A 23,168-nucleotide genomic window follows, 5' to 3' on the forward strand; every position below is an offset into this window, starting at 1 on the left:
AAACCCAACCCCAATCTACAAGAGCGCAATAAGTAAGTTAATTATCTAAATCATATCATCATTAAAGGAAAATGTGCCCTACAATTATCTACGAGTCGTTGAACACATACATCACGATGAGATCCTTTTGAACGCTAAGAACACATAATTCGATTCCTAATGATAGGATGATAGGGATGCTGATGATGTTCGATCACATAAAGAATAAAATCCTCATAGCCAGTCGAATACAAGTCCGTGCAAATTTTAACGTAAATTTCCTCTTGCTTCTTATCCAGACTTCCATAATTCGTGCCCATACCACTAAGTTACATGTATATCGCCCCTTGACCAAGTGGTTAGTACATCAAATAATGTTTGCAGAACGAAAAAGTCCTTGAAAATCAAGGACTTTTCCTATTAATGTACTTTTGACACTTTTTCAATGGAAATCTCTTTCTCCAGCAGATTCATTTAAGGCGTTCAGCAGAGCAAGAGCCTCAACATGTTCAGGCTCCAGTACCAGTGCCTTTCGCAAGAAATTCGTAGTCTCTTCAGCCAATCCAAGTTCGTAGCTGCATATAGCTAGACAATAGAAGACAGTCGGGACCGACTCTTCTTCATCATTACGTAAAGATAAAGATGTTTCCAAGAACATCTTTGCATCTTCATACATGTCCATCTCGAACAGAAGTAGCCCAGCATCCATAGCTAAATCATAGCGCTGCTTCATCTCGTAGTATGAAGCCCACATAATGTGTATGCTTCTCTGGATATCCAGCCTTTCTTCATCATTCATCTCTGGTAGCAAGTCCGAAAGGTGTTTTGCGCTCTGGATGAAAAACTCCGCATCATATCCGCCCAAACGCCAAAAAGCCAGAATTTGCTGTATTCCCATTGTGTCGAGCCGCCGGTCTACCCATTCCTTCATACTAAAAAATTCATCCGGCCCAAAACGTTCGATAAATCGCCGGTAAGCCAATCTAGTGTTGGCATAACTCATTGGCGATTCCATCATGAATATACATCCGACATTTAAATTTTTATAATGATGCGTGGTGAAGAGTGACTTTGCACCTCTTTGCTCATACACATATTGAATCGCATGATAGTTTACCGTTAATGAGAAACTACCATGATGAATGAACTGGGGTGGCTCCGCAAATTTCCAGTTCTCCAGCCGGTGGTCGCCTTTATCCGCTGTGATCAGCAGAAAGCCTGCCTGAGACAGCTGATTCAGCCGCTCCAAGCATGTTAATCCTGCCATTGGAAACAGGATATACGAATCCTCAAGCTCTTGCATATAAAGCTTGATCAGATTGTGATATTGGTAATTTTCTTCTTCATATTCAATCGCTCTGCGACGCTCGTATTTCAATGTCATTTTTTCCATTACTTCTGACGGCTTTAGTTGCTTGGAATTGTTCGGAAGCTCGGCTAAAACATCGCATTCAAATATTTTACCGTCATCCACATGAATTAACTCTTGCGGAATACTGTCAAAAAAATAATTTGCCACAATCAGCAGCGGCTGCTTCAGATCACCCGGCCGGATGCTTGCTTGAGAAACGACCAAATTTAACTCCGTGTCGTGCACGGCATCAAATACTGCGAAATCCAGCAGTCCCTCTCGAATAAAAGATTGCATTGCAGGGTGTTTTTCCCAAACCTTAACATTTTTTAAAACCAGATCGGTCATAACATAACGAAAAGGAGGCAGAGCAATACCCGCGTAATCTCTCAGTTTACGAAGCTCATGTAATACATGAAATGCGAGACGGCCAGCTCCCGCACCCAGTTCTAGGATGATAACGGGATCAGAATTTTCTCCTCTATGGGATTGGTCTTGAAGAAATCCGAAAATCATTTCTGCGTATGCTGTAGCAATCATGGGATTGCTTGTTATATATTGCGGAACCTGGTCATTACTCCAAGCGTTTAGTCCTTGTTCTTCAAAATAATTGCGCTGTAAATCCCAGAGGGGTGATTCGCTGAAGCGAAATCTTTGTTGTCCATTCTCTGCCATTCATAATAAACCTGCTTTCTGTCATCATTTGCGACAGTCTTTTATCACATAGGATGTTATTACAACATCCGACAGCCACCAAAGAGATGTCTTTTGAATCGTACCACAAGAGTCCCTTATACTGCAGCCCAGGCCGAAAAAATGGTCGTGGTCGGTCGTAAATACGTCTATTGTTTTGTGGTCATTCCCACCTAGCTCTAGCTTGACGTGCGCATGAAACGGATTATTCGGGCACCGGCTCATCCTTCTCCAGAAGCCGTTTCAACCGGCGTCTGAGCCGTTTTTCCTCAGCCCGTCGTATTTTATCCTCTTCCCGCAGCGATTTCAGCAGCGAAACGCACATGCCGAGCAAAATAGCCGCAAAAGGCAGTGCCGCCGCGATCGAAGCCGTTTGTAGACCGCTGAGTCCTCCGCTTAGAAGCAGCACAACGGCGATGGCCGATTGCAGCACGCCCCATGTGATTTTGATGCCGGTTCCCGGGTTCAGATTCCCTTTCGAGGTAAACATGCCGAGAACAAAGGTCGCCGAATCGGCGGAAGTGATAAAAAACATAATAATGAGCAGCGTCGCAATCGAGACAATCACTGTACCGAGCGGCAGCTGCTTCAGTGCTACAAATAGCGCCGTCGTCATATCCTGCTTGACGGAATCAGCTAATTCCAGCCTGTCGAACAGCTCCAGATGCAAGCCCGTGCCTCCGAACACGGAAAACCAGATAAACCCGAAGGCGCTCGGTACCAGCAGCACGCCGAGTATAAACTCTTTAATCGTCCTGCCTTTCGATACGCGAGCGATAAAACTGCCCACGAAAGGAGCCCAGGCAATCCACCAGGCCCAATAAAACAGCGTCCATTCTCCGACCCAGGTACCCTTGGAGAACGGTGTCAGCCTGAGACTCATATTGATCACATTTTGCAAATAGCTGCCCAGCGTCGTAGTTAACGTATCGAAGATAAACGCGGAAGGACCGGTAACCCATACAAAAAGCATCAGGACAACCGCAACGATCAGGTTGGAATTGCTAAGCGTCTTAATCCCCCTGTCCAGGCCGGTCGTTGCCGATACCAGGAACAGAACCGTTACGACCGCTATAATTAATATCTGGACGGAGACGGTATTCGGGATTCCGAACAGGAACCTCAAGCCACCGTTGATTTGCAGGGCTCCAAGCCCTAGTGAGGTCGCGACACCGAAAACGGTTGCGATGACGGCCAGCATATCGATCGCTTGCCCGGCGATTCCCTTGACGGCCCTCTCTCCAAGCAAAGGAACGAATGCCGAGCTGATCAGGCCTTTATATCCTTTACGAAACTGAAAATAAGCGAGCGTCAAAGCGATAACCGTATATACAGCCCAAGGATGCAGTCCCCAGTGAAAAAACGAATATCGCATCGCCAGCCGCGCCGCCTCCGTTGTACGGCCTGCGACCCCTTCGGGCGGAGTCAAATAATGGGACAGCGGTTCGGCTACTCCCCAGAAAATCAGTCCGATTCCCATCCCGGCGCTGAACAGCATCGCGAACCAGGAGATCAGCGAATATTCCGGTTCATCGTCATCGTCTCCAAGTCGAATGTTACCGAATTTGCTGAAGGCTAGGTATAGCGAAAACACAAGAAAAAATAACGTTGCCATCAAGTAAAACCAGCCGAAATTTTGAATCGAAAACTGATAGGCCTGATTGGCGAATGCCGCCAACTGTTCCGGAGCAGCCGTTCCCCAGACGGCAAACAATACGATGACGACGATTGTTGCAATGAAGACCACACGTGTCCCTCCATTCCCTGGGAGTTATACCCGCAGGTCTTCATTATGCGCGTGCCACCGGTCCGTTATACAGCCCAACTTCCATCGTCCGCCGGCTTCTTTGCTATTCGCCCTTTTTTTGCTCCCGGCTTTGCTGCGCCCAGTCATCCTGAACGCTTTTTTTCCATAAGGGGACGCCGGTCCGGTAAGCGGCTCTGCCGTTCAGATGACCCGCTACAGGGGCGGTAACAAATACGAACAAAATGCCCAGCAGCAGCTTGGCGCTTACATGGTCCAAATAAAAGGCAAAGTATAGAAACACGCCGATCAGGATAAGCAAAACTCCAAGTGTCGCACTTTTGGTGGCCGCATGTGAGCGCAAATACACGTCCGGGAGCCGGATCAGGCCGAAGGCGCTCAATGCGCTGATCAAGGCGCCGGCCAATATGAGGATGCCGATCAATGTTTCACCGAGTAGACTCATCGTCTCCGCTTTCAAGGACACCCCCCCTTTCCATGTAACGGGCAAAGGCCGCGGTGCCGATAAACGTAAGAATGCCGATTACCAAAATAATGTCGAAATAAACACTCGTTCTGAGCAGGATACTTATTATCGCGATCATCGAAAGCAGCAGGACGCCGATGAGATCCAGCGAAGCGATCCGGTCGGGGACGGAAGGTCCCTTCAGCAGCCGGTAAATGCAACCGATGATGGCAAGAGCCATCAGTGCTAGCGACAATAGCAGCAGACTGGTTATCAAGGCCGGGTCACCTCCAAAATCGCTTTTTCAAACGTTTCTTTGATTTGTTTGGAAAGCTCGTCTGCGTCCTCGATATCCATCGCGTGAATATACAGGATTTGTCCGTCCTTCGACACATCGAGCGTCAAAGTGCCTGGAGTCAGACAAATCAGACAGGACAAAATCGTAATCTCCCAATCCGACTTCAGCTCCGTCTTTAACGCGAAGATGCCCGGACGAATCGAAAGGCGGGGCTTGACGATTTGTACCATAACTGCAAAGCTGGAGATCAGCAGTTCTTTAACAAATAAGAGCAGCAGCTTTACGATTGCCCACAGACGTTTCATATAAAACTCGTGCGGCCAAAACCGGTGGAGCAGACCGATCAGCAGCACACCGAGCAGATACCCGACAAGGAGCCGCTGGAACGACCAGTCGTTAAACAGGAACATCCAGACGAAGGCAATGATCAGGTTTAATAAAAGCTGCAAGGCCATCTCATCTACTCCTTCAAGACCGAATGAATATACGTATTAGGATGCAGCAGCGTGTCCGAGGCGTCCGTCGCGAACCGGTACACCCATTCCGATCCGATTCCCATCGCGATCATGACGACGAGCAGGAGTGCCGTCGAGACGTAAGCCGTTCGGGGTGAACCCGCAGCGGGAGCCGCAGCGGGCCGCTTCTCCTCCCCCCAGAAAGCCGCCATGAACATACGCACCAGCGAATACAGCACGACAAGACTGGTTAGCAGGGAAATCCCGGTTAACCAGAACGCGTGATCTTTCAGTCCGCCCTGGACGATCAGCAACTTCCCTGTAAATCCGCTTAGAGGAGGGATACCCGCGACGGACAAAGCGGTAATGAAAAACATCCAGCCGATCGCGGGACGGCGCCTGATCAGCCCTCCCATCTGCTCCAGCCGGCTCGTGCCTGCCGCGGCGATCAGCAGCCCCCCTAGCATAAACAGCAGCGCTTTCGCTATCATATCGTGAAGCAAATAAATAACGACCCCGTTCAAGGCTTCCCCGTTCGAAACGGACAAACCGAATCCGATAAATCCGACCGACAAAATGACGTTGTAATTCAAAATCCGGTAAACGTCGGTATAAGCGATCGCCCCTATGGCGCCAAGCAGCATCGTAGCGGCGGACATCCACCCCAGCCACTGATGCGTGATGCCCGGATCGTGATGAAAAATAAGCGTGAACATCCGCAGCAGCGCGTAAAGACCCACTTTCGTCAGCAATGCGCCGAACAAGGCGGATACGGCAGCCGGCGGAACGCTGTAGGAACCCGGCAGCCAAAAAAACAAAAACAAGCCGGCCTTCAGCGAGAATACGATCAAAAACAAAACGGCGATGACAGTTATAATTCCCGATTGTCCGATTTCCGCCACACGAAGCGACAGGTCCGCCATATTTAACGTGCCCACCGTCCCGTACAGATAGGCTACCGCTGCGACGAACAAGGTAGAGGACAGGATGTTGATCATCATGTACTTCAACGTTTCCCGCAGCTGCCGTTTCGTTCCCCCAAGCACGATCAGCGCGTATGAGGCGATCAGCATGACCTCGAAGCAGACGAACAGGTTAAATATATCGCCGGTCAGAAACGATCCGTTCACGCCGACAAGCAGAAACTGAAACAGGGGATAGTAATAATAACGCTCGCGCTGCTCCCCGACCGTACCGAAGGAGTACAACAGGCAAAAGGCAGCGGCGACGGTTGCGGCCAGTACGAGCAAGGCCGCGGTCATATCGGCGACGAATACGATCCCGTAAGGCGGGCTCCAGCCGCCCATATACAGCGTCTGGATACCTTCCTTCCTCACCTGTACGAGCAAAATCGCCGCCGAACCGGTGGTCGCCGATAAACTGACCGCGCTCAGCCATCGTTGAACGAAGATGTTGTTTTTGAAAAAGATGAGTACGGCCGCTGTGCACAAAGGGATCAGTAAGGGCCAGATCAGCAAGTTATTCATGCTCGTCCCCCTTCAACTGTTCCATATCGTCCGTTCCCAGCCTCTGATAAGCTTTGTACGCCAGCACGAAGAAAAAGGAGGTCACGCCGAAGCTGATGACAATCGAAGTCAGTATCAGTGCCTGCGGCAGAGGATCAACGTATACTTCCGCCTTTTGGCCGAGCAGCGGGGCCGCTCCCGTTTTTAACCGGGACATGGTGAGGAGCAGCAAGTGAACGCCGTGCGTCAGCAAAGCCGTTCCAAGTATGATCCGCAGCAGGCTTCGGGTCAGGATCATATAGACGCCTACGGTAAACAACACGCCGATCGCTATAGCCATATAAAGTTCCATAGTTTACCTGTCCCTCCCTATAGCCAAAATAATCGTCATCGTAATCCCCACTACGGTTAAATACACTCCAAGATCGAACAGCATCGCCGTTGCCAGCTCGGCATGCCCGAGCAGAGGCAGATCGAAGTAACCGAACGTATGGCTGAGAAACGGAGCGCCGAACAAGAAGGAGCCGATGCCCGTAAACAGCGCAACCAGGATCCCGATGGCGCTGACGAGCCGGAAATCGATCGGGATCACTTCCTTGATCGTACGCATTCCGAACGCCATCGTAAACAGCACTAGCGCCCCCGCCGTCATCAGTCCGCCGATAAAACCGCCGCCCGGCTCGTTGTGACCCGAGAAGAACAAAAATAACGAGAAAGTCAGAATGATAAAAATAACCAGCTTGGCGATCGTTTTAAAGATCACGTCGTTGCTCCGGATCAGCGTGAGGCTGCGTCCTTCCCGCTGTCCGGCGGGAACCGGGATAGCTTCATCGTCACGCTTCAACCGGATCAGGGCATAGATCCCGTACGATGCGATGCCCAGCACGGTGATCTCCAGCAGCGTGTCGAAGCCGCGGAAATCGACCAGGATGACGTTTACGACATTTTTCCCGCCTCCCAGATTGTAGCTTTCTTTAAGGAAAAAGTCGGAGATTGATTCGAACGAACGGCCGCCCGCAGCAAACAGAGCGATGAGCGTCATCGTGACTCCTACGCCCAGAGCGATCAGGAAATTGGGCAGCCGGAAACGCAATGACTCCAGTTCTTTTTTCAGCTTGGGCAGATGATAAAAACATAATAAAAACAGCGTTACGGATACCGTCTCCACGATCATTTGGGTCAGCGCCAAGTCAGGGGCGCGGAAAATAACGAAAAACAAGGTGACGATATAACCGACCGTCCCGGTCAAAATAATCGCCATCATCCGCGATCGGGCAAACGGCACGGCAATAACGGCCACGATGAGTGCGAAAATGATGACCGCCTCATACAGCGACATCGGGGCGAAGCCGGTAAAATCCCATCTCAAATCGGTAGACCGCGCCATCGTTATTCCGAGTGAACCGATCAGAAAGACAAAAATGTAAATCAGGTATTGACGAATCGAACCGGTCATATATCGGTCGGTCAGCCGCTTCGCGCCGGATACAGCCCCTCTCAACCCACCATCATATACCCCGTTCAGGCTGATCTTTTCGAACAAAGGCTGATGCAGCACTTTCGTACGGCCATGCAAGCGATACAGCAGTGTGCCCACTGCGATTACGCCAACCGTCATCGCGATCTCGGGCGTCCACCCGTGCCAGAGATGGATCGAAACTTCGAATTGCCCCCCTTCTGCAAGCAGCGCCGGATGAATGGCCGCCATGGCGGGCGCGATGAGCGTATACGACAGCAGATTCGGGAACAGCCCGAACACAACCGCAAGTGAGGCGAGTATGACCGCCGGAACGAGCATCCCAAGCGGAGCTTCATGCGGCTGCTTCGCGAGCTTCTCGAACTGTCTTTTCCCCGCGAATGTCCGGAATACGAGCAGCATGCTGTAGACAAATGTGAATATGCTGGCGATCCACGCAACCACAGGGAATATCGCCCCCAATTGCTGCATATTCCAGACGTCCAGCTTCAAGACGCTCAAGACGGCGGTAAAAAACATTTCCTTGCTTAAGAAACCGTTAAACGGCGGCATACCCGCCATCGAGAAAGCTCCGATCAGCGCGATCGTAAAGGTGACAGGCATAACGGACATGAGCCCGCCGAGCTTGCGGATATCCCTCGTGCCGGTTTCATGGTCGACGATGCCGACGACCATAAACAGCGCGCCTTTAAATATCGCATGGTTGATCAAGTGAAAGACGGCGGCCGTCGTCGCCTTGACATACAGCAGCGATTCGCCGGTTTGCGAGTAAAAGGCCGCGGCCGAGCCAATGCCAAGCAGACTCATGATTAGTCCCAGCTGGCTGATCGTGGAGAATGCGAGCATCGCCTTCAGATCCGTTTGCTTCAGCGCCCGGTACGCCCCGTAGATCAGCGTCGCGATACCAGTCCCCGACACAAGCCAAAACCAGACAGGCTCCCCGGCAAAAACCGGGCTGAGACGTGCCGCCAAGTAGATGCCGGCTTTGACCATCGTCGCCGAATGGAGGTAGGCGCTAACAGGAGTAGGTGCCTCCATCGCATCCGGCAGCCAAATATGGAACGGAAACTGGGCCGATTTCGTAAAAGCGCCCAGCAGCACGAGAAGCATGGCAGGGATGAACAACTCCTGCCCGCTTATTACGTCCACGTTCGCTACGAGTTCACGGATACTGAACGTACCCGTCATCATATAGAGCAGCACGAATCCGGCCAGCATCGCCAAGCCGCCGAACACCGTAATGAGCATGGACTTCAATGCGCCGTAAAGCGATCTTTCTCTGCGATGCCAATAGGCAATCAGCAGAAACGAAGATATGCTGGTCAACTCCCAGAAGCCGTACAGCGCTATTAAATTATCGGACAGCACAACGCCGAGCATCGCTCCCATAAACAGCAGCAAGTAGATGTAAAACGGCCCGAGCGCTTCCTTTTGCTTATCCATATAAAAGATCGAATATAGCACGACCAGGGAGCCTATTCCGGATATGAGCAGAGCGAACAATAAGCTGAGTCCGTCCAAATAAACGGTAAAATAAATGTGTAAGGAAGGAATCCATGGCAGTGCGGCGAGCGTGTAGGATTGGTTCCCGATTTCGCTTATTTGTCCGATAAAATAGGCGAAGAGCACAGCCGGCAACGGAATAATCAACCAGCCAACATGCAACCGCCTTGTCCATTTACGCATAAGCGGAACGGCGGCCGCCCACAAAAATGGAATAAGTACAACCACGTGCAAAACAGACAACTTCCATCCTCCTCTTTGTTGAATTGTCTACCCCATCCAGCATCTCCAACTATCCGTCACCAATAGACCTGCAACCGTAAAAAAAGCAAAGAGGAGCCTGCGTTGACAGGCTCCTCCGGTTGAATCCTCATATTCAATTACAACTTGCACCGCTTTACAGTATAGCTTGCCGGGACACGGTTGTCAAAACAAGAATAAGCTGCCCGGACTGTGGGGATAACTTTTAAAAAAGAAAGGAGACGGCCCCCCTTGTTAAAGCGGAAAATTACGATCTCGTTGCTTCTGTTCGCGCTGCTTCTAGCTGCGGGATGGCTAGGGAACGCCAATCTGGCCGGTCCGCGCAGCCATAGCCACAGCGGCGGCTCTTCAACGGTACCGTATACGAATCTCTCGACAATGGAAGCACCGCAAACGCCAAATCGCCACTTGCCTTTTTTCCCGAGAGAGTATGTGAGGATCATCAAATTGAATTCCCCGGCCCCTCCTCTCCCTAAATCCGATTAGGTGCCCGGAATGTCCAAATTTGGGATTATTCCTTCACAAGCAGGCGCATATCCCGTACAATGGAACGTACAATTATATGGGGGGTGGGGGCATGAGTTGGTTAACCGAGCAACCGGAACAGCTGGCCAAGCTGTTGACCTGGGAGTTTTGGTCGTCATTGACGGGGCTGCTCCTTAACAAGTCATTTATGATTGTGTTTATTATCGGACTGACCTGGCTGGCGCTGAAAGTGCGGCAGTTGCTAATCAACCGGGTTTTCCGCATCGCCCGGCTGGAAGAAAAGCAGCGCAATACGCTGGAATCGCTGCTGATGTCGTTTACCCGGTATGTGCTGTTTATTTTGGCCTTTATGATGTGTTTGAGCAATTTAGGACTTGAGGTCGGGCCGATCATAGCGGGAGCCGGGGTGATCGGACTTGCCGTCGGTTTTGGCGCCCAGACGCTCGTCAAAGATTTGATTACCGGATTTTTTATCATTTTCGAAGATCAGTTTTCGGTCGGCGACTATGTCTCGATCAACAACGGGCAAATTAACGGCACTGTAGTCAGCGTCGGGCTTCGCGCGACGAAAATCCGCACATGGGCTCAGCATGTCGTTGTCATCCAAAATTCGGAAATCCGCATCAGTCAAAACTTCAACCGGGAACGTATGCGAGCGATCGTGAATATCACCGTTCCTTATGAACGCGATCCTGCGGAAATCGAGTTTGCCGTGCAAACCGTCTCCTCGCAGATGGTCCAGGAGTGGCCGCAGTTGTTTCTCAAGGACGATAAGGGAGAGCCGGTAGAGCCTCCTCAGCTGTATGGGATTACCGACGTAGAAAACAACGCCCTCGGGGCTAAATATACAATTACGAGCCTGGTTAAGGACGAGCATTACTGGACAGCCTGCAAAGAAATCCGCAAAGCTCTTGTCCGCGAGCTGAGGGGAAAGGGCATCCAAATTTCTTATCCGCGCCGAATCGAGCGCAGAGATCCGGACGTCGGCTACGAATCGGTCACGACCTCGGGATAAGCGGCGCGTGATCCCCACGGCTCCGCTGCTCCGGCAAAGTGCCGGCATGGATAAAAAGTGAACTTTTAGATAAACCGTCCGCTAAAACCACCCGGAGACAATTGCTTGGTCTTCAAACCCCTACGTTGTCGGAGGAAACGGGTAGTAGCTCCAACCGCCGTTGAAGTCGTGTATCTTCATCCCGTGGTATGGCTAACGAACCCAGCATTCGTTATTAGAGCCGAATGAGGACGTTTGAATTTGTAACGAACTCTTGGATCGTTATTCCAGCAAATCGTATCGTTTTTTTCCACTTTCTGCTCGATAACGTTACCCAGATTCGTTAGCCTGCAAAAACGTCGTTTTTCAGCCCATAAGCACAATACGATTCGTTAGTGTTTCGGTGCGTCAGATGGGATTTGGCATGGACAAAAAGCGGTTCGCCTCCTTAGAGGCGTCCGCTTTTTGTCATTAATCGCACAGGTTCCGATCAGGTCCGACTCCTTTCTCCCTCCGTTTCCCCGCCTGTAGTGTTCTGATTCCGTTTCCTATATTCCCCCGGCGTCATACCGGCAATCCGTTTAAACACCCGGATGAAATTTTGCGAGTTGTTGTAGTTCATCCGCTCCGCGATGTCAGCCACCTTCATCTCTGTGGAGCGAAGCAGCTCCTTGGCTTTCTCTACACGGAACGAGATCAAATAATCGGTAAAAGTAAGGCCAACCTCCCGTTTGAATAGCTGGCTCAGCTGCGTCTCCGGCATACCGGTCAACTCGGCCAGCATGCCGAGAGAAAGCTCCCGGTCGTAATGATGCTGCACATATGCGATCGTCTGCCGGATGACATCGTCCTTCACCCCCTCGCGCATCCGTCTCTCCCGCGTTACCTGCTCCACAATCCGGACGAATAATTCCCCCTCCAGCCAACCGGTGATCTCTTCAACCGTTCTAAAGCTCTTCAACCGCTCGTAGCCGTTGTAGGGGAGCAATGAGAGAGCGGGAAGGCTGTTTCCATCAAACAACAGACGCAGAATGGATGCCAGCAGCATCGCAAAAGCCTGATTGGCCTGCCTCTCGTCGATCGTCGGTGCGGCAAGCAATGTATCGACAAAGTCCCTCAGCGCTTGCGCCGCCTTCTCCCGGTCGCCCAGCTTCAACTGCGCCACGATCATTTTCTCCTGCTCAAACGGGTATTCAAGCGGCTCTGCTGTCCGCCTATCCAGCCCGTAGAGAAACAGCTTCCGCTCGGGATCGACCAGCCGCTGTCGGAGCGCACGCTGCGCTTCGTCAAAAGAACCGCTTACGTCCGCAGCCGCTTCCTTTGTTTTCCCGATCCCAACAGATATGGTCGCCAAAGCTTCCAATTCCACGTACGCCAACAGCTCTGCTCCCCAATTTTCCGAAGCCCACTCCGTTGCCGAGTCCGCATCGGTTCGTTGTATCAGTACGCCTGCGATTCGGTCATTTCCCATCCGGATGTAGTGTCCCGACACTTGTTCCGTATTCAACCGCCGCAACAAATCAAGCAGTTGGCCGGAACGGATGCCAGCTTCGATCTCGCCGCAGTCCCTGAGTTCGTCCGCTTCCAGACAAACGGCGGTGAACCGGCGGCTGTATAGTTCAATCCCTAGCCCTTCCAGATGACCGCCAATGTCAGACCCGAACGGTTCATGCAGCCATCTCTGTACCCAATAGGCTCTCAGTTCCGGCTCCGTCTCTCCGATCCGGCGCTCCAATACGGTGTTCTCGAATTGCAGGCGCTCGATTACCCGTCGTACCCGATTGTACAAATTCGTCGTCAGCAGCAATATCGTAACCAGCGAGATTGAAGCCAGTGCAATGCAGATGACCGTTACAATTCGTCTCACCGTCCCTATAGAACGGGTCAGTTCCTCGAACGGAACGACGGACATATAGGTCCATCCTGATTCTGCGGATTTTCGGGCATGCACCAGCCAGTCGCGTCCTCCGACCGTCTCCAGCGAATCCGCGGTTACGCCGTCATTCAGCTTAGCCGAGAGCCACTGCTTAAGCTCCTCCGGCGGAAGGTGCTCCCCGATAAACGTCTGCGTCTCGTCATCGGCATACACATTCCCAGCCGGACTGACGGCCAGCATGCCCCACGCCTGACCGGCATCGGCATCCTCGAGCACATCAAACATCGCCTGTTCCCGAAGCAGCACGACAAAATAGCCGAGCGGAGACGAAAAGGAGGACGGCAGCCGCCTGGCGTAGCCGATGCTTTGAATGACGCCGTAACTGCCCGGATCGGCGGGTGCCGTCAGTCTGTCATGCCAGAACGACAGTTCCTTGTTGCTCTCCATCGCCTGATACAAGGAAGCCCCAAGCGTCCGCTCCGGCAGAGAGTCGATCCCGTCCGAGGTCACAAGCACTTCTTCCTCCGGGACGAATAAATATACCGCTTCCGCATGATCGATCAGCGTCTCCATCGCGGATAAAGCCGTTTTCACCTGTCCCAGCTCGTATTCGTTGCTCAGCAGCGTGCCGTCCTTCAGCAATACGGTCAGCGCGTCGTCCATTACATGCTGCATCACGGCCCGGTCGACCGTTTCCATCATCTTGTCCGTACGCTGCTGCACCTGCTTCATCAGCATATGATTGTAGTTCTCCACCTCGCGGACGAGACTGCCTCTGGCCGCCGTATAGGCGGTCCAGCCGACAACAAGAACGGGAACGATCGCGATCATCGCCGCGAGCATGACGATTTTAAGCCGCATCGCGGTTTTGGCGGACAACCGCTTGTCACCTGTCCGCACCCTGATTGCCGCTTCTAACCGCCGATTACTATCCGCCATCCCGTCTGCCCTGTTCTCCGTTCGACCGGTAGGTTCGATACCATTCATTTACTTCCTGTGTCGCCTCCTTCCCACCTCGATCGAGCCATTCCCGCCGAAACCATGAGAAATCTTGCACCGGCACGTTTCCTTTGACGAAATCGGTTTCGAATCGCTGGATTTTTTTCGTATAAATACTGGCAACCGACAATCCGGTGTTCGGCATAAAGCCTTCCGCCGGATTCGGGATTCCTTTATCCCGTACCAGATCGAGCATCGCTCTTTGCTTCTCCTGCACGTATTCGGGCGCACTCGTGGATACGTAATAATACGGATCGTACGGATTCATTAGCAGCAGCGACCCGAGATCCTCCACCTGCAGCGATTCCCGGTTAATCTGCAGCGTCCCGTCTTCCTTTATGGTATGATGAACGCCCTCCAGACCGAATTTGCGAATCCGGTTCGCTTCTTCGCCGCTTTGCCAGTCCAGCAACTCGACGATCCGTTTTACTTTTTCCTCCGGCACCCGTTTCGGAATAAGAAACAGACCGTAATACCCCGGCCGCTCGCCGAACCCCGATATGCCTTCCGGACCGACAGGCGGCCCCAGCATCAGCAGTTCCGCCTTCGGGTTTGCACTGGCCAGCCTTGCCCGGAACCGCTCGTAATCGGCGATGGGAGCGACGATAATGCCGGTTTTGCCGGAGGTAAACCGGTCCCATACTTGCGACTGCTGCAGCGAAGAGAAGCTTTGGTCGATTCCCCTCTCGGCATAAAGCTTGCGGAGCCACAGCAGCCCCGATTCGCGTTCGGGAGATACCTTGCTCGCTTCCAGCGAACCGTCGGCCCGCAAAATCCAAGAGTTGCCCGCTCCGAACGCCGGAAGCAGGTTGTGCAAAAAGTTCAACCCTTCTCCCGCCGCGAACCCGTATGTATCCTTCCTGCCGTTGCCGTCGGGGTCCGACTGCCCGAACTTGACCGCCGTGTTATAGTAATCGTCGATCGTTTCCGGAACAGGCAGCCGAAGGGCCTCAAGCCAGTCCTTGCGGATCATGACAGCCTGATCGACTTCGGCGCGCGGACGCGGAATCCCGTAATAGCTCCCGTTCAGCTTCACCCGGTTCCAGATGCGCTGCGGAATCGCCGTTTTCAAATTCGCCGAATTCCCGATATATGGCGTTAAGTCGTGAAACAACCCGCTTTCGATAAAATTGATCAGTTCCGACATAAAAGACGTCCACAGAACGATATCCGGAGGTTTCCCCGAAGAAACCGCCATCATCAGCTTCGTGCTGTAGGAAGCAGCCGGTATGGAGACGGGTTCGTAACGAATGTTGAACTTGTTCTCCAGAAGGTCCCAGACTTCCGATCTCTGCGGCTTCCGGTCGTACATCGGCTGCATGATAGAAACGGTCAACCGGTCCGAAGCCTCGCCCGGTCCGGCACTGCCGTGCAGCCGGTATCCCGGCTGGCCCAGAAGCACGGCCGTTGCAGCCAAACCCGCCGCGGCAAGCAGGGCTGTCAATCCTGCCGCCCAGAACCCTCTTCTCATGGTGGTGCCCCCCGTCGACGAATAATCCCCTCATTTCCTATATTATACATACATCACACTTGAATTGTCTCCCGTCGAATACGGCAAACCCCGGCAAACGATGGTTCGCCGGGGTTCGCCAAGTTTATAACAGTCCGAACGCTTGCGCAATATTCATGATGATTTGCGCCGCTTGGGCGCGGGTAATATCGGAATGAGGGTCATACCGTCCGTCGGGATAGCCGTTCACGAGTCCCCGACCGCTCAAATGCCGGACGGCTTCCCCGGCCCACGGCGACAGGAGCTCCTCATCAGCGTATGTTACTGTCTGCCTGCCTCCGCTGGTTGCAGCACCGTTGGCACCGGCAGCCGGACTGCCGGTGCCGGTTTCCGGTACGTGAAGCTTGCCGATGATCCGGTAAGCGATAACGGCAGCTTCTTCCCGGGTTGCCGGGTCGTTCGGCCGAAGCTTCGTGCCGCTGCCTTCGAGCAGACCGATTTGAACGGCGCGCTCCAGCACGGGTGCATACCATGCCGATGTGTCCGCATCGCTGTACCGTTCGAGTGCGGGATAGCCGCCTCCGCTTGAGGCGCCGGAATCCAAGCCGTTGCCCGTAGCAGCACCGCCGGCGAGATCCAGAAGACGGATCAGGAATGCGGCCAGCTCGGCACGCGTCACCGGAAGATCGGGAGCAAAAACCCCCTCGTCTACTCCATTCGTCAACTGCCTCGAGGCCAGCAGGCGGACTGTCTGCTCCGACCAATGTCCGGCCAGGTCAGCGAAGGAAGGGGCAAAGGCCATAACCGCATATACCCCTGGCTGCCCGATGACCGCTTCAAGCCGGCCGCTGTCCGGATCCCATCTCCCGCCTGCATAGTGCCACGTACCCGGCTTATCCGGATCAGCCCGGTATATGGCAAGCAAACGCCGGTCGAGCTGCTGCCATTTCTCTTCATCGATAGACATCCGTATCCGCAAGAATCGTTCGGAATGGGCCGGCCAATCGCCGGATATACCCAGTTCGAAAGCTCCGGCTGCATGAATGAATCGTATATCTGCAGGCCAGCGAACGTCGGAAGCTTCCCGGACCGCAAGTTCGTAATTGCCGGCGGAGGACGTCTGCGGGCCTTCGGCGCGAAGCAGCAGCCTGCCGCCAAGCGCCGGATAATACGTATCGCCTAGAAAGAGATCCCGCCATTTTATCGTCTCTGCTCCATCCGTTACAGCAGGCGGAGTCCCGGGAGGCGTTCCGGCTCCCGGTCCCGTATTCGGATACGATCCGCCTGGATTCGTCCCGGTATCGGAGCCGCTTGTCGCAGTTGTCAGCACAACGGCTTCCGAGCGATTGCCCGATTCGTCGTCCGCCATCAGCCGGATTTCGTACGTCCTTCCCGGCTGCAAACCTATTATCGTATAGCGCTGCTGTCCTTTCACAACCGTTGCGCCACCGCCGTCTTCGGCTTTCCCCCGCTCCCGCCAGTTGACGAGCACTCCGTTCAGATCCGGATCCGCCGGATCGCTCCAGGCTAGCGTAATCTGATCGGTTCCCGCAGCGGCGCTGGCCCCTACGACAGCCGACGGACCGATATGATCGGTTTTTCCCGCCGATAGCCCCGGCTTCTCCCGCAATGCTACGCCGTCGGATCGATTCCCCGCGGCATCGACCGCAACGAGCCGGATATCGTAATCCGTCCACGCTTGGAGGTAATCAAGCTCCGCCAGACCAACGCCCTTGCCGACCGTAAGCTGCCGGTAGCCGGTGCCTGACGTTTCCTTCCATTCGATCAGCATCGATTCAAGATCGTCGCCTTTCGGATCGTTCCATGTGACGATCAGCTTGCGGTGGCCCGGCGTAACCCGCACATTCGTTGCGGGGTCCGGCGGAGTGCGGTCGTCTGCCATCACTTCAATCAGGAACGTCTGATCGTACGCCGTAGCAAGCCCGTTGTAACTAGGCGCTCCCGCCTTCACCGTCACTTCCAGCCGATCTCCGGCGGCAAGACCAGCGCCCGGTTCAGGCTCGAACGACCAGAGCTTTGCGAGAGCACCGTCCGCTGCCGGGGCAACCGGCTTCAGAACGCCGGCAATCAGCGCCCCCCCTCTCTTCACTTGAACGGCAGCCGCGGGAAAACCGTCCGTTCTCATATGCTTGGAAAAGACGATGTCGACCGACCGGCCTCCGTTCTCCGATCGCACTCCGGATACGACTGGCGCAGTAGTGGACGTCATCGCGATATTGACATCAAAATGCGGCGGCAACACGGTCATTTCATGGCTGTATACCGTTTCGTAGCCGTCCTTCTCGTAGCGGACCTTCCATCTGCCCGGCGGCACGTCCCAGCGGTATTTGCCGCTTCGGTCCGTAACTTGCGGATTTTGTTGCAAGAACCATTCCGCGTCCCAATCCGTCCAGGCTGAAGCGGCTTCGTCCCACTGCATAACCGTCGCCTTTACGCCCTCCAGCCTCTCTTCGGGGACGGCCTCATATACATACCCGCTCGGATCGTACAGCCAGGTCGGCTTGGCGATAATGCGAAAGCCTTCGCTTGTTTTCCCGCTCTCCGAGTGCGGATCCTTCGGCTCGCATTCGATATCGCGATCCACGGCACGGTCAATCTCGGCCAGCTCATACGACATCTCCTTGTCGATCACTTTTCCGAGACCTTGCCCGGCTACGGCGGTCAGACCCGCGATCAGCGTTCCCGGACCCGGAGCTCCCGCCCCGATGGCGAACAGCCCCAGACTTGCGACCCATTTCGCCGACTCCGCAGCCATCATGTCGCCCATTATGTCCTCGTAGGCGTTATGATATCTATGGGCGGAATGCGAGCTGCATCGGGCGTAAGCGGACTTGATGCGCTCCTGAATGCTGTCCAGCGTCGATTCGAAGCCTCCGCTTCCTTCCAGCGTCAGCCCCATATCGATGCCCTCGACCAGAATCTGAGTGCCCGTCTTGGCAATCTCGGTCGGAGCCGACAATATTTTAACGTTCCCGCCGCCGGCCTGCTCATAGCGGACGTAAGCGGAAAACTCGGCGACCAGACTCATGTTTTTCGCCTGACCGCTGCGGATGAACGACCTGACCATTCCCGCCGAGTCGCGGTATCCGGTGGGCGCGGACGGAAACGGCTTCGGAGAACCCGGAGCGAGCTTCGCCGATCCGGAAGCTCCATACAGCGTCCGGCCGTTTACGCTCATCCGCGGCTTGCCCGCGGGATCGTAGACGACTGAGGTCTCCCCATACAAGCTCAGCTCGGCCCGCGCTCCCGAACCGAGGAGCGAAGGCAGATCATAGCTCACGCTGTAGGTTTCTTTGCCGCTTCCGTCCCGGACCGTCTCCACCTCGTACGGCTGCGGGACGTCGGCGTCGCGCAGCCACCACGCCAGCGTTTGCCTCAATTCTGTCTCGGTTCTGGGAGCGATGCCGCTGTCGGCCGGAACTTCATGGTAAGACACATACAAAGGACCGGTGATCTCCTCCATGTTGACCACCTTGATCAGCGACCTGTATACGCCGCTTTCAGTCCGGTAGGCTCCCTCCCTATGGAATCCGAGACTCACAACCGCCTCGGAGACGGCGTCCGGTTCGTCAAATTCCAGATCGATGAACATGTTCCCCGGCTCCAGCATAAACGGAAACTTGGCAATTCCCTTGTTCGGGTCAAAGCTGTGGTAAAACCCCCAATCGTTGCTAAGCGTTACTTTCGTAAGCCTCGGTCCAACGGACGTGTAAATCACCTCTCGGGCATCCGACGCCCGGGACAGGCCGTTGATCTCGGCTGCCGCCGACAGCTGGTAGCTGTAATTCATGCCCCGGTCCGGCAGCTCGACAGTGTACTGCCAAGCTCCGGAATCGGCGGTTCTCGTCTGGCCGAGCAATTGCTCGCTTTCATATATCAAAATATCGCTTCCTGCCGCGGCACGCCCTTGCAGAAGCAGCTCCCGGGTTTTCGTCCGGTCCGGCGCCTCCAGCGTGACCGGCGCGACGGATATCGTCCGTTGGCCAAGCGAAAGCGTGCCGCTCTCGGACCCTGCGGTGTACCGGAGTGTACCGGCCAAGACGGCGGTGCGGTCGGGATAGTCGAACGGCAGTTGAACTGTCGCCCGGACGAGCTTGCGCCCGTAATAAAAGGAGATGGAGCCCGTCTGCACGACAAGCTTGCCGTCCTGTACGGTCCACAACGAGCTTGCCAGCGGTTTCTCATCCACGAGCACGCTTCCCGGCACTACAGAGGCGCCGGCAGGAAGCGCGATTTCAAATGTCGTTCCGGTAAGCGAAGTGACGGGCGGTCCAACATCCGGAGACCTTGTATACTCGGCCCTGACATCGATCGAATCCCCCAAAACCGCGTCCAGCGAGTTAACGGCGAAGCTGGCTCCACTGGTCGCGGGATTCATCCGCTCCCTGAATAAATCGATGCGGATCGCCCGATCGGCCCTTTCGCCTCCGCTCACCGTAAACGTACGGCTGTAGCTGTCCGCCAGTCCCGTCCCGGCATGAAAAATTTGCACCGTGTATTCGCCGGCAGGGAGAAATTCCATGAAATCAAAAAAGGGCGGATAAGGGAAAAAGCTCACTTCGTCATATCGGCCGTCAGCCGACATAACCCGGTACATCCATCCCGAGTTCCACGGCGCGCCGAACTCCGGCATCAAATACGGATCGAAGATCCAATGCACCATCCCGCCGTTCGCCGGAATTTCGAGCTCCGCAGTCACTTCGCGGTTATCGTCCAGTGTAACCGTCTGGCAGCGATAATCCATTTTGTAAGGTTCATAGCGCATGCATAACCGGAATTCGTCTCCCGGCTTGCCGGACACGTTAAACGGATAGTACCTTGAATCGATCCGCTGACCGTTGGATACGTAAGTGAGAACGGGCTCATAGGATTGCATCGTATACGAGGCTATCCCCGACTCGCCGTGAACGATCCAAGATCCGTCGACATTTTGCCGCTTGACCGACACACGAATGGTGCCCGGCCTTTTTTCGACCGGCGTCAGATTTTGCTCGATGTTAGTATCCCCCACCGCCACCGCGAGCGGCGCGAGCGACGCATGGTCGTTATAGCCGCTAATCCGCAGCTCCACACCGGCGAAAACCTGAACCGCATAACGGCCGTTTGCGTCGGTTTGCAATTGACGCACATACCCTTTGTTGTCCTGATTGCCGCTGTAAGGCGACACTGTCAGATGAAAGCCTTCGATCGGCCCGGTATGCCGGGTTACCTGACCGGATAACATAACGAGCTTGCGCCTTTCCAGCGTAACGATCTCCTCGTTTAACCCTTCGGTTAACGTTAAATGCCGCTCGTCAAGCAATTCCTTCAAGTGCAGAGGGATTCGGCTCAGCTTCACGCTGACCGGATCACCCTTCGCCACCCCCTCGCGAATGCGAAGCCGGCCGGTGTCGTCCGTAATCGCCGAACGCCACTCCTTTTCTGCGATCCGGTAATAGGTTCGGACCCCCGGTACGGGTACGCCGGCATCGTCCTGTACCGTAATACGAAGCTCCGTCGATTCCGTATCTACGTTCATCGGCTCGCGTACCGTCTGCGATCCCTTCACTTGAACAGAGCGATCCGGCAGCAGAGAAACGCCGCTGACTTTGTCCTTGAGCTGAACGGTCGCCATACCCGGAAACAGCTGTGTGAACGAGTAGGAGCCAGGACCGGGAATGTCCAGATAAAACGCCGACATATTGGAAGGCGACACCCAAACGAACGCATTCGACACGTCGCCCTCTATGTCGAGCTTCAAATTTCCGGTTACGTAAGGGCTGCCGCTGCCTTGCGCATTGATATCCCCGAAGGCAACGGGCGATGATATTACCGTCCCGCTCCGCTTCAACACGGCTACCGCCTGCTCGATCCGTTCTATGCCGAGCGATTCGGCCACGATCCAATCGGCCGTATACAATCCCGGTTCAGCCGGCGATTCGGTCAGGCCGACCTCCAGCTCTCGTTTCACCAGATCCGGCTGAAGATCGCCGTTCCTGTCGATCCAGCTGTCGTATCGGATCGATACGGACGCCTCGTAACCGCTGTTCGTCGTTTGCAGCGAGATGCCGAGCGGCTCCCCCGCTTTTAGGGCCATCTTCCCGTAAACACCTACCGATTGCGGCGAAAAATCCAGCTTCAGGACACCTTGCTCCAGTGCCAGCGGCTCGCTTTCCCGTCCGGCCCCGTCGACGGCTTTTACCGAAACGCTGACCCGGTCCCCGGCTGCAAGCCCGGCTTCCAGACCGAACGTAAATTTCGTACGGTCCCGGCAAACCTCCGGAAACCCTTCGCACTGTACAGCCGCAAGCGTCTGTTCGACCGGCGCTCCGCCGTTTTTCGCCCAGCTCAGCTTGTATTGGGTGACGCCACCCGATGCTTTCGGCCAGTTAACCGAAAATCCTTCCTGCGACAGATCGCTTACCGATAAGGATGCGCCTGCTGGCCACTTGGGGGACAAAGGCACAGCCTCTCCCACGCGCTGCGAAAGCAGCAGCGGCGCACTAGCGGCATAAGTTGAGCCGACAACCGTCATCGCCACATCTACCAAATCTCCACGGGATAAGCCGGTGAATGTATAACCGCGCGGCAAAATCCCCAGCATCCGGCTGACGGGAGCCCCGCCGTTGACCACATAAGAAAGCCCGTAGGCGGCGACGTCCCCGGTTCCTTGCGGCCATTCGATCGTAAACCCATTGTCGGTCAGCCCGCTGACCGTTAATTGGGCGTCCGGCGGCCATAACGGGCTGCCCGCTCCTCCCGGAACCGTTATCCGGGTCTCCAGAAGCTCGATGTTGTAAGCCGCGTCGAAGGCGGCCAGCTGTAAGTCGTAGCTTTGCCCCGGCTGAAGGCCGGATACGCTGTAATCGTAGCCCGGTGCCCCCGGCGTATGGGCGATATCATCGCTGAACGACCATTCTCCTCCCGCCGTTCCTACCTTTCGGACAACAAGGGAATATACGGTCGTTTGCGGCCTTACGCTGGGCTTCCAGTGCAGCTTCATTCTTTTCGTCTGATTCGTCTCCTCCTCATACGAGACGGCGAGCTCCGCGTAATATTGGAACGTATCCTGCAAACGGATCGTCCCGCTTTTCGTACCGAGGATGTCGGTTTCTCCTTCCTTGCGCGCCATAACCCTGACCTCGTATTCGACAGCAGGGTCCAGACCGGTCTGAATCCACCTCGTCGATATAAACGTTCCCGGATCCTCCCATTGTTCGGGAGATGAGAAATACCCCGGCGCGCCAAGCGGCTCAAGCCCCGGCCTGCTGTAGAACTTCACCTCATAACTGAAGCGCTGCTCATAGTCCTCGGTGTCATAAGGCGGATCCCAATACACCTGGACCTGGTTGCCCTCCATCGGTGCGAAATTCGGTGCGGAATTCCAGTAGAAAGCGGCGTTCGCCTTCCCGATCACGCCGTTCAGCCCCGGCCAGCCTGCCATCTGTACGAGCATCGCAATTAGGAGCAGCACGGAAATTTTCCGCCTGACCTTCAGCTTTCCCATCAACTTGACGCCTCCTGCCCATGCATAGTAATGGGCTCATGGTAGCACGCGCCGTGTCCTCCGATAAATAATCATTTATAATGATTACTCTGCCTGCGGCTGAACAACTTGAAAAACGCGATAACCAGCCGGACGGCTTCATTATCGCGTTGCATAAAGTACT

General features: G+C 54.5%; 12 protein-coding genes. 1 reads left to right on the plus strand and 11 read right to left on the minus strand.

Annotated features, from left to right (window positions below):
• Positions 1–421 precede the first annotated feature (421 nt).
• The 8 genes from AC3Y2E_RS11700 to AC3Y2E_RS11735 all read right to left on the minus strand — a co-directional run bounded on the left by AC3Y2E_RS11700 (position 422) and on the right by AC3Y2E_RS11735 (position 9,675).
• A complete protein-coding gene (locus tag AC3Y2E_RS11700; RefSeq protein ID WP_379210345.1) occupies positions 422–2,005 on the minus strand; it encodes an SAM-dependent methyltransferase in 1,584 nt (527 codons plus the stop codon).
• Between the two features lie 223 nt (positions 2,006–2,228).
• Positions 2,229–3,770 carry a glycine betaine uptake BCCT transporter gene (locus tag AC3Y2E_RS11705; RefSeq protein WP_379210347.1) on the minus strand — a complete coding sequence of 514 codons (1,542 nt, stop codon included), beginning with the start codon at positions 3,768–3,770 and terminating at the stop codon, positions 2,229–2,231.
• 103 nt (positions 3,771–3,873) lie between these two features.
• Positions 3,874–4,233, minus strand: a complete 360-nt coding sequence (gene mnhG / locus AC3Y2E_RS11710; RefSeq protein WP_379210745.1) for a monovalent cation/H(+) antiporter subunit G — start codon at positions 4,231–4,233, stop codon at positions 3,874–3,876.
• The gene (locus tag AC3Y2E_RS11715; RefSeq protein WP_379210349.1) at positions 4,217–4,510 is read right to left on the minus strand and encodes a Na(+)/H(+) antiporter subunit F1; all 294 of its coding nucleotides are present in this window, start codon (positions 4,508–4,510) and stop codon (positions 4,217–4,219) included. Before AC3Y2E_RS11715 ends, mnhG begins: the two co-directional genes overlap by 17 nt.
• Complete coding sequence (locus AC3Y2E_RS11720) at positions 4,507–4,986, minus strand: Na+/H+ antiporter subunit E (protein ID WP_190927096.1); 480 nt, start codon at positions 4,984–4,986, stop codon at positions 4,507–4,509. The genes AC3Y2E_RS11715 and AC3Y2E_RS11720 overlap by 4 nt, the downstream gene beginning before the upstream one ends.
• Before the next feature lie 5 nt (positions 4,987–4,991).
• Positions 4,992–6,473: a Na+/H+ antiporter subunit D gene (locus tag AC3Y2E_RS11725; RefSeq protein WP_379210352.1), complete on the minus strand. Its 1,482-nt coding sequence runs from the start codon at positions 6,471–6,473 to the stop codon at positions 4,992–4,994.
• Positions 6,466–6,804 (minus strand): Na(+)/H(+) antiporter subunit C, encoded by a 339-nt coding sequence (locus tag AC3Y2E_RS11730; protein WP_332074748.1) that lies wholly within the window; start codon positions 6,802–6,804, stop codon positions 6,466–6,468. Before AC3Y2E_RS11730 ends, AC3Y2E_RS11725 begins: the two co-directional genes overlap by 8 nt.
• Before the next feature lie 3 nt (positions 6,805–6,807).
• A complete protein-coding gene (locus tag AC3Y2E_RS11735) occupies positions 6,808–9,675 on the minus strand; it encodes a Na+/H+ antiporter subunit A (RefSeq protein ID WP_379210354.1) in 2,868 nt (955 codons plus the stop codon).
• A gap of 595 nt (positions 9,676–10,270) precedes the next feature.
• Between AC3Y2E_RS11735 and AC3Y2E_RS11740 the strand changes: the two genes are divergently transcribed.
• Positions 10,271–11,194 (plus strand): mechanosensitive ion channel family protein, encoded by a 924-nt coding sequence (locus AC3Y2E_RS11740; protein WP_332074751.1) that lies wholly within the window; start codon positions 10,271–10,273, stop codon positions 11,192–11,194.
• Positions 11,195–11,663: 469 nt separating this feature from the next.
• Here AC3Y2E_RS11740 and AC3Y2E_RS11745 read toward each other — a convergent pair whose 3' ends face one another.
• From AC3Y2E_RS11745 to AC3Y2E_RS11755, 3 genes are all read right to left on the minus strand, one after another.
• Positions 11,664–13,949, minus strand: coding sequence for a helix-turn-helix domain-containing protein (locus AC3Y2E_RS11745; RefSeq protein ID WP_379210357.1), 2,286 nt, complete (start codon positions 13,947–13,949; stop codon positions 11,664–11,666).
• A gap of 28 nt (positions 13,950–13,977) precedes the next feature.
• Positions 13,978–15,519 carry an extracellular solute-binding protein gene (locus AC3Y2E_RS11750; protein ID WP_379210359.1) on the minus strand — a complete coding sequence of 514 codons (1,542 nt, stop codon included), beginning with the start codon at positions 15,517–15,519 and terminating at the stop codon, positions 13,978–13,980.
• 124 nt (positions 15,520–15,643) lie between these two features.
• The gene (locus AC3Y2E_RS11755) at positions 15,644–23,005 is read right to left on the minus strand and encodes a fibronectin type III domain-containing protein (RefSeq protein WP_379210361.1); all 7,362 of its coding nucleotides are present in this window, start codon (positions 23,003–23,005) and stop codon (positions 15,644–15,646) included.
• Positions 23,006–23,168 lie beyond the last annotated feature (163 nt).

It is taken from the genome of Paenibacillus sp. MAH-35 (genome assembly GCF_058135425.1).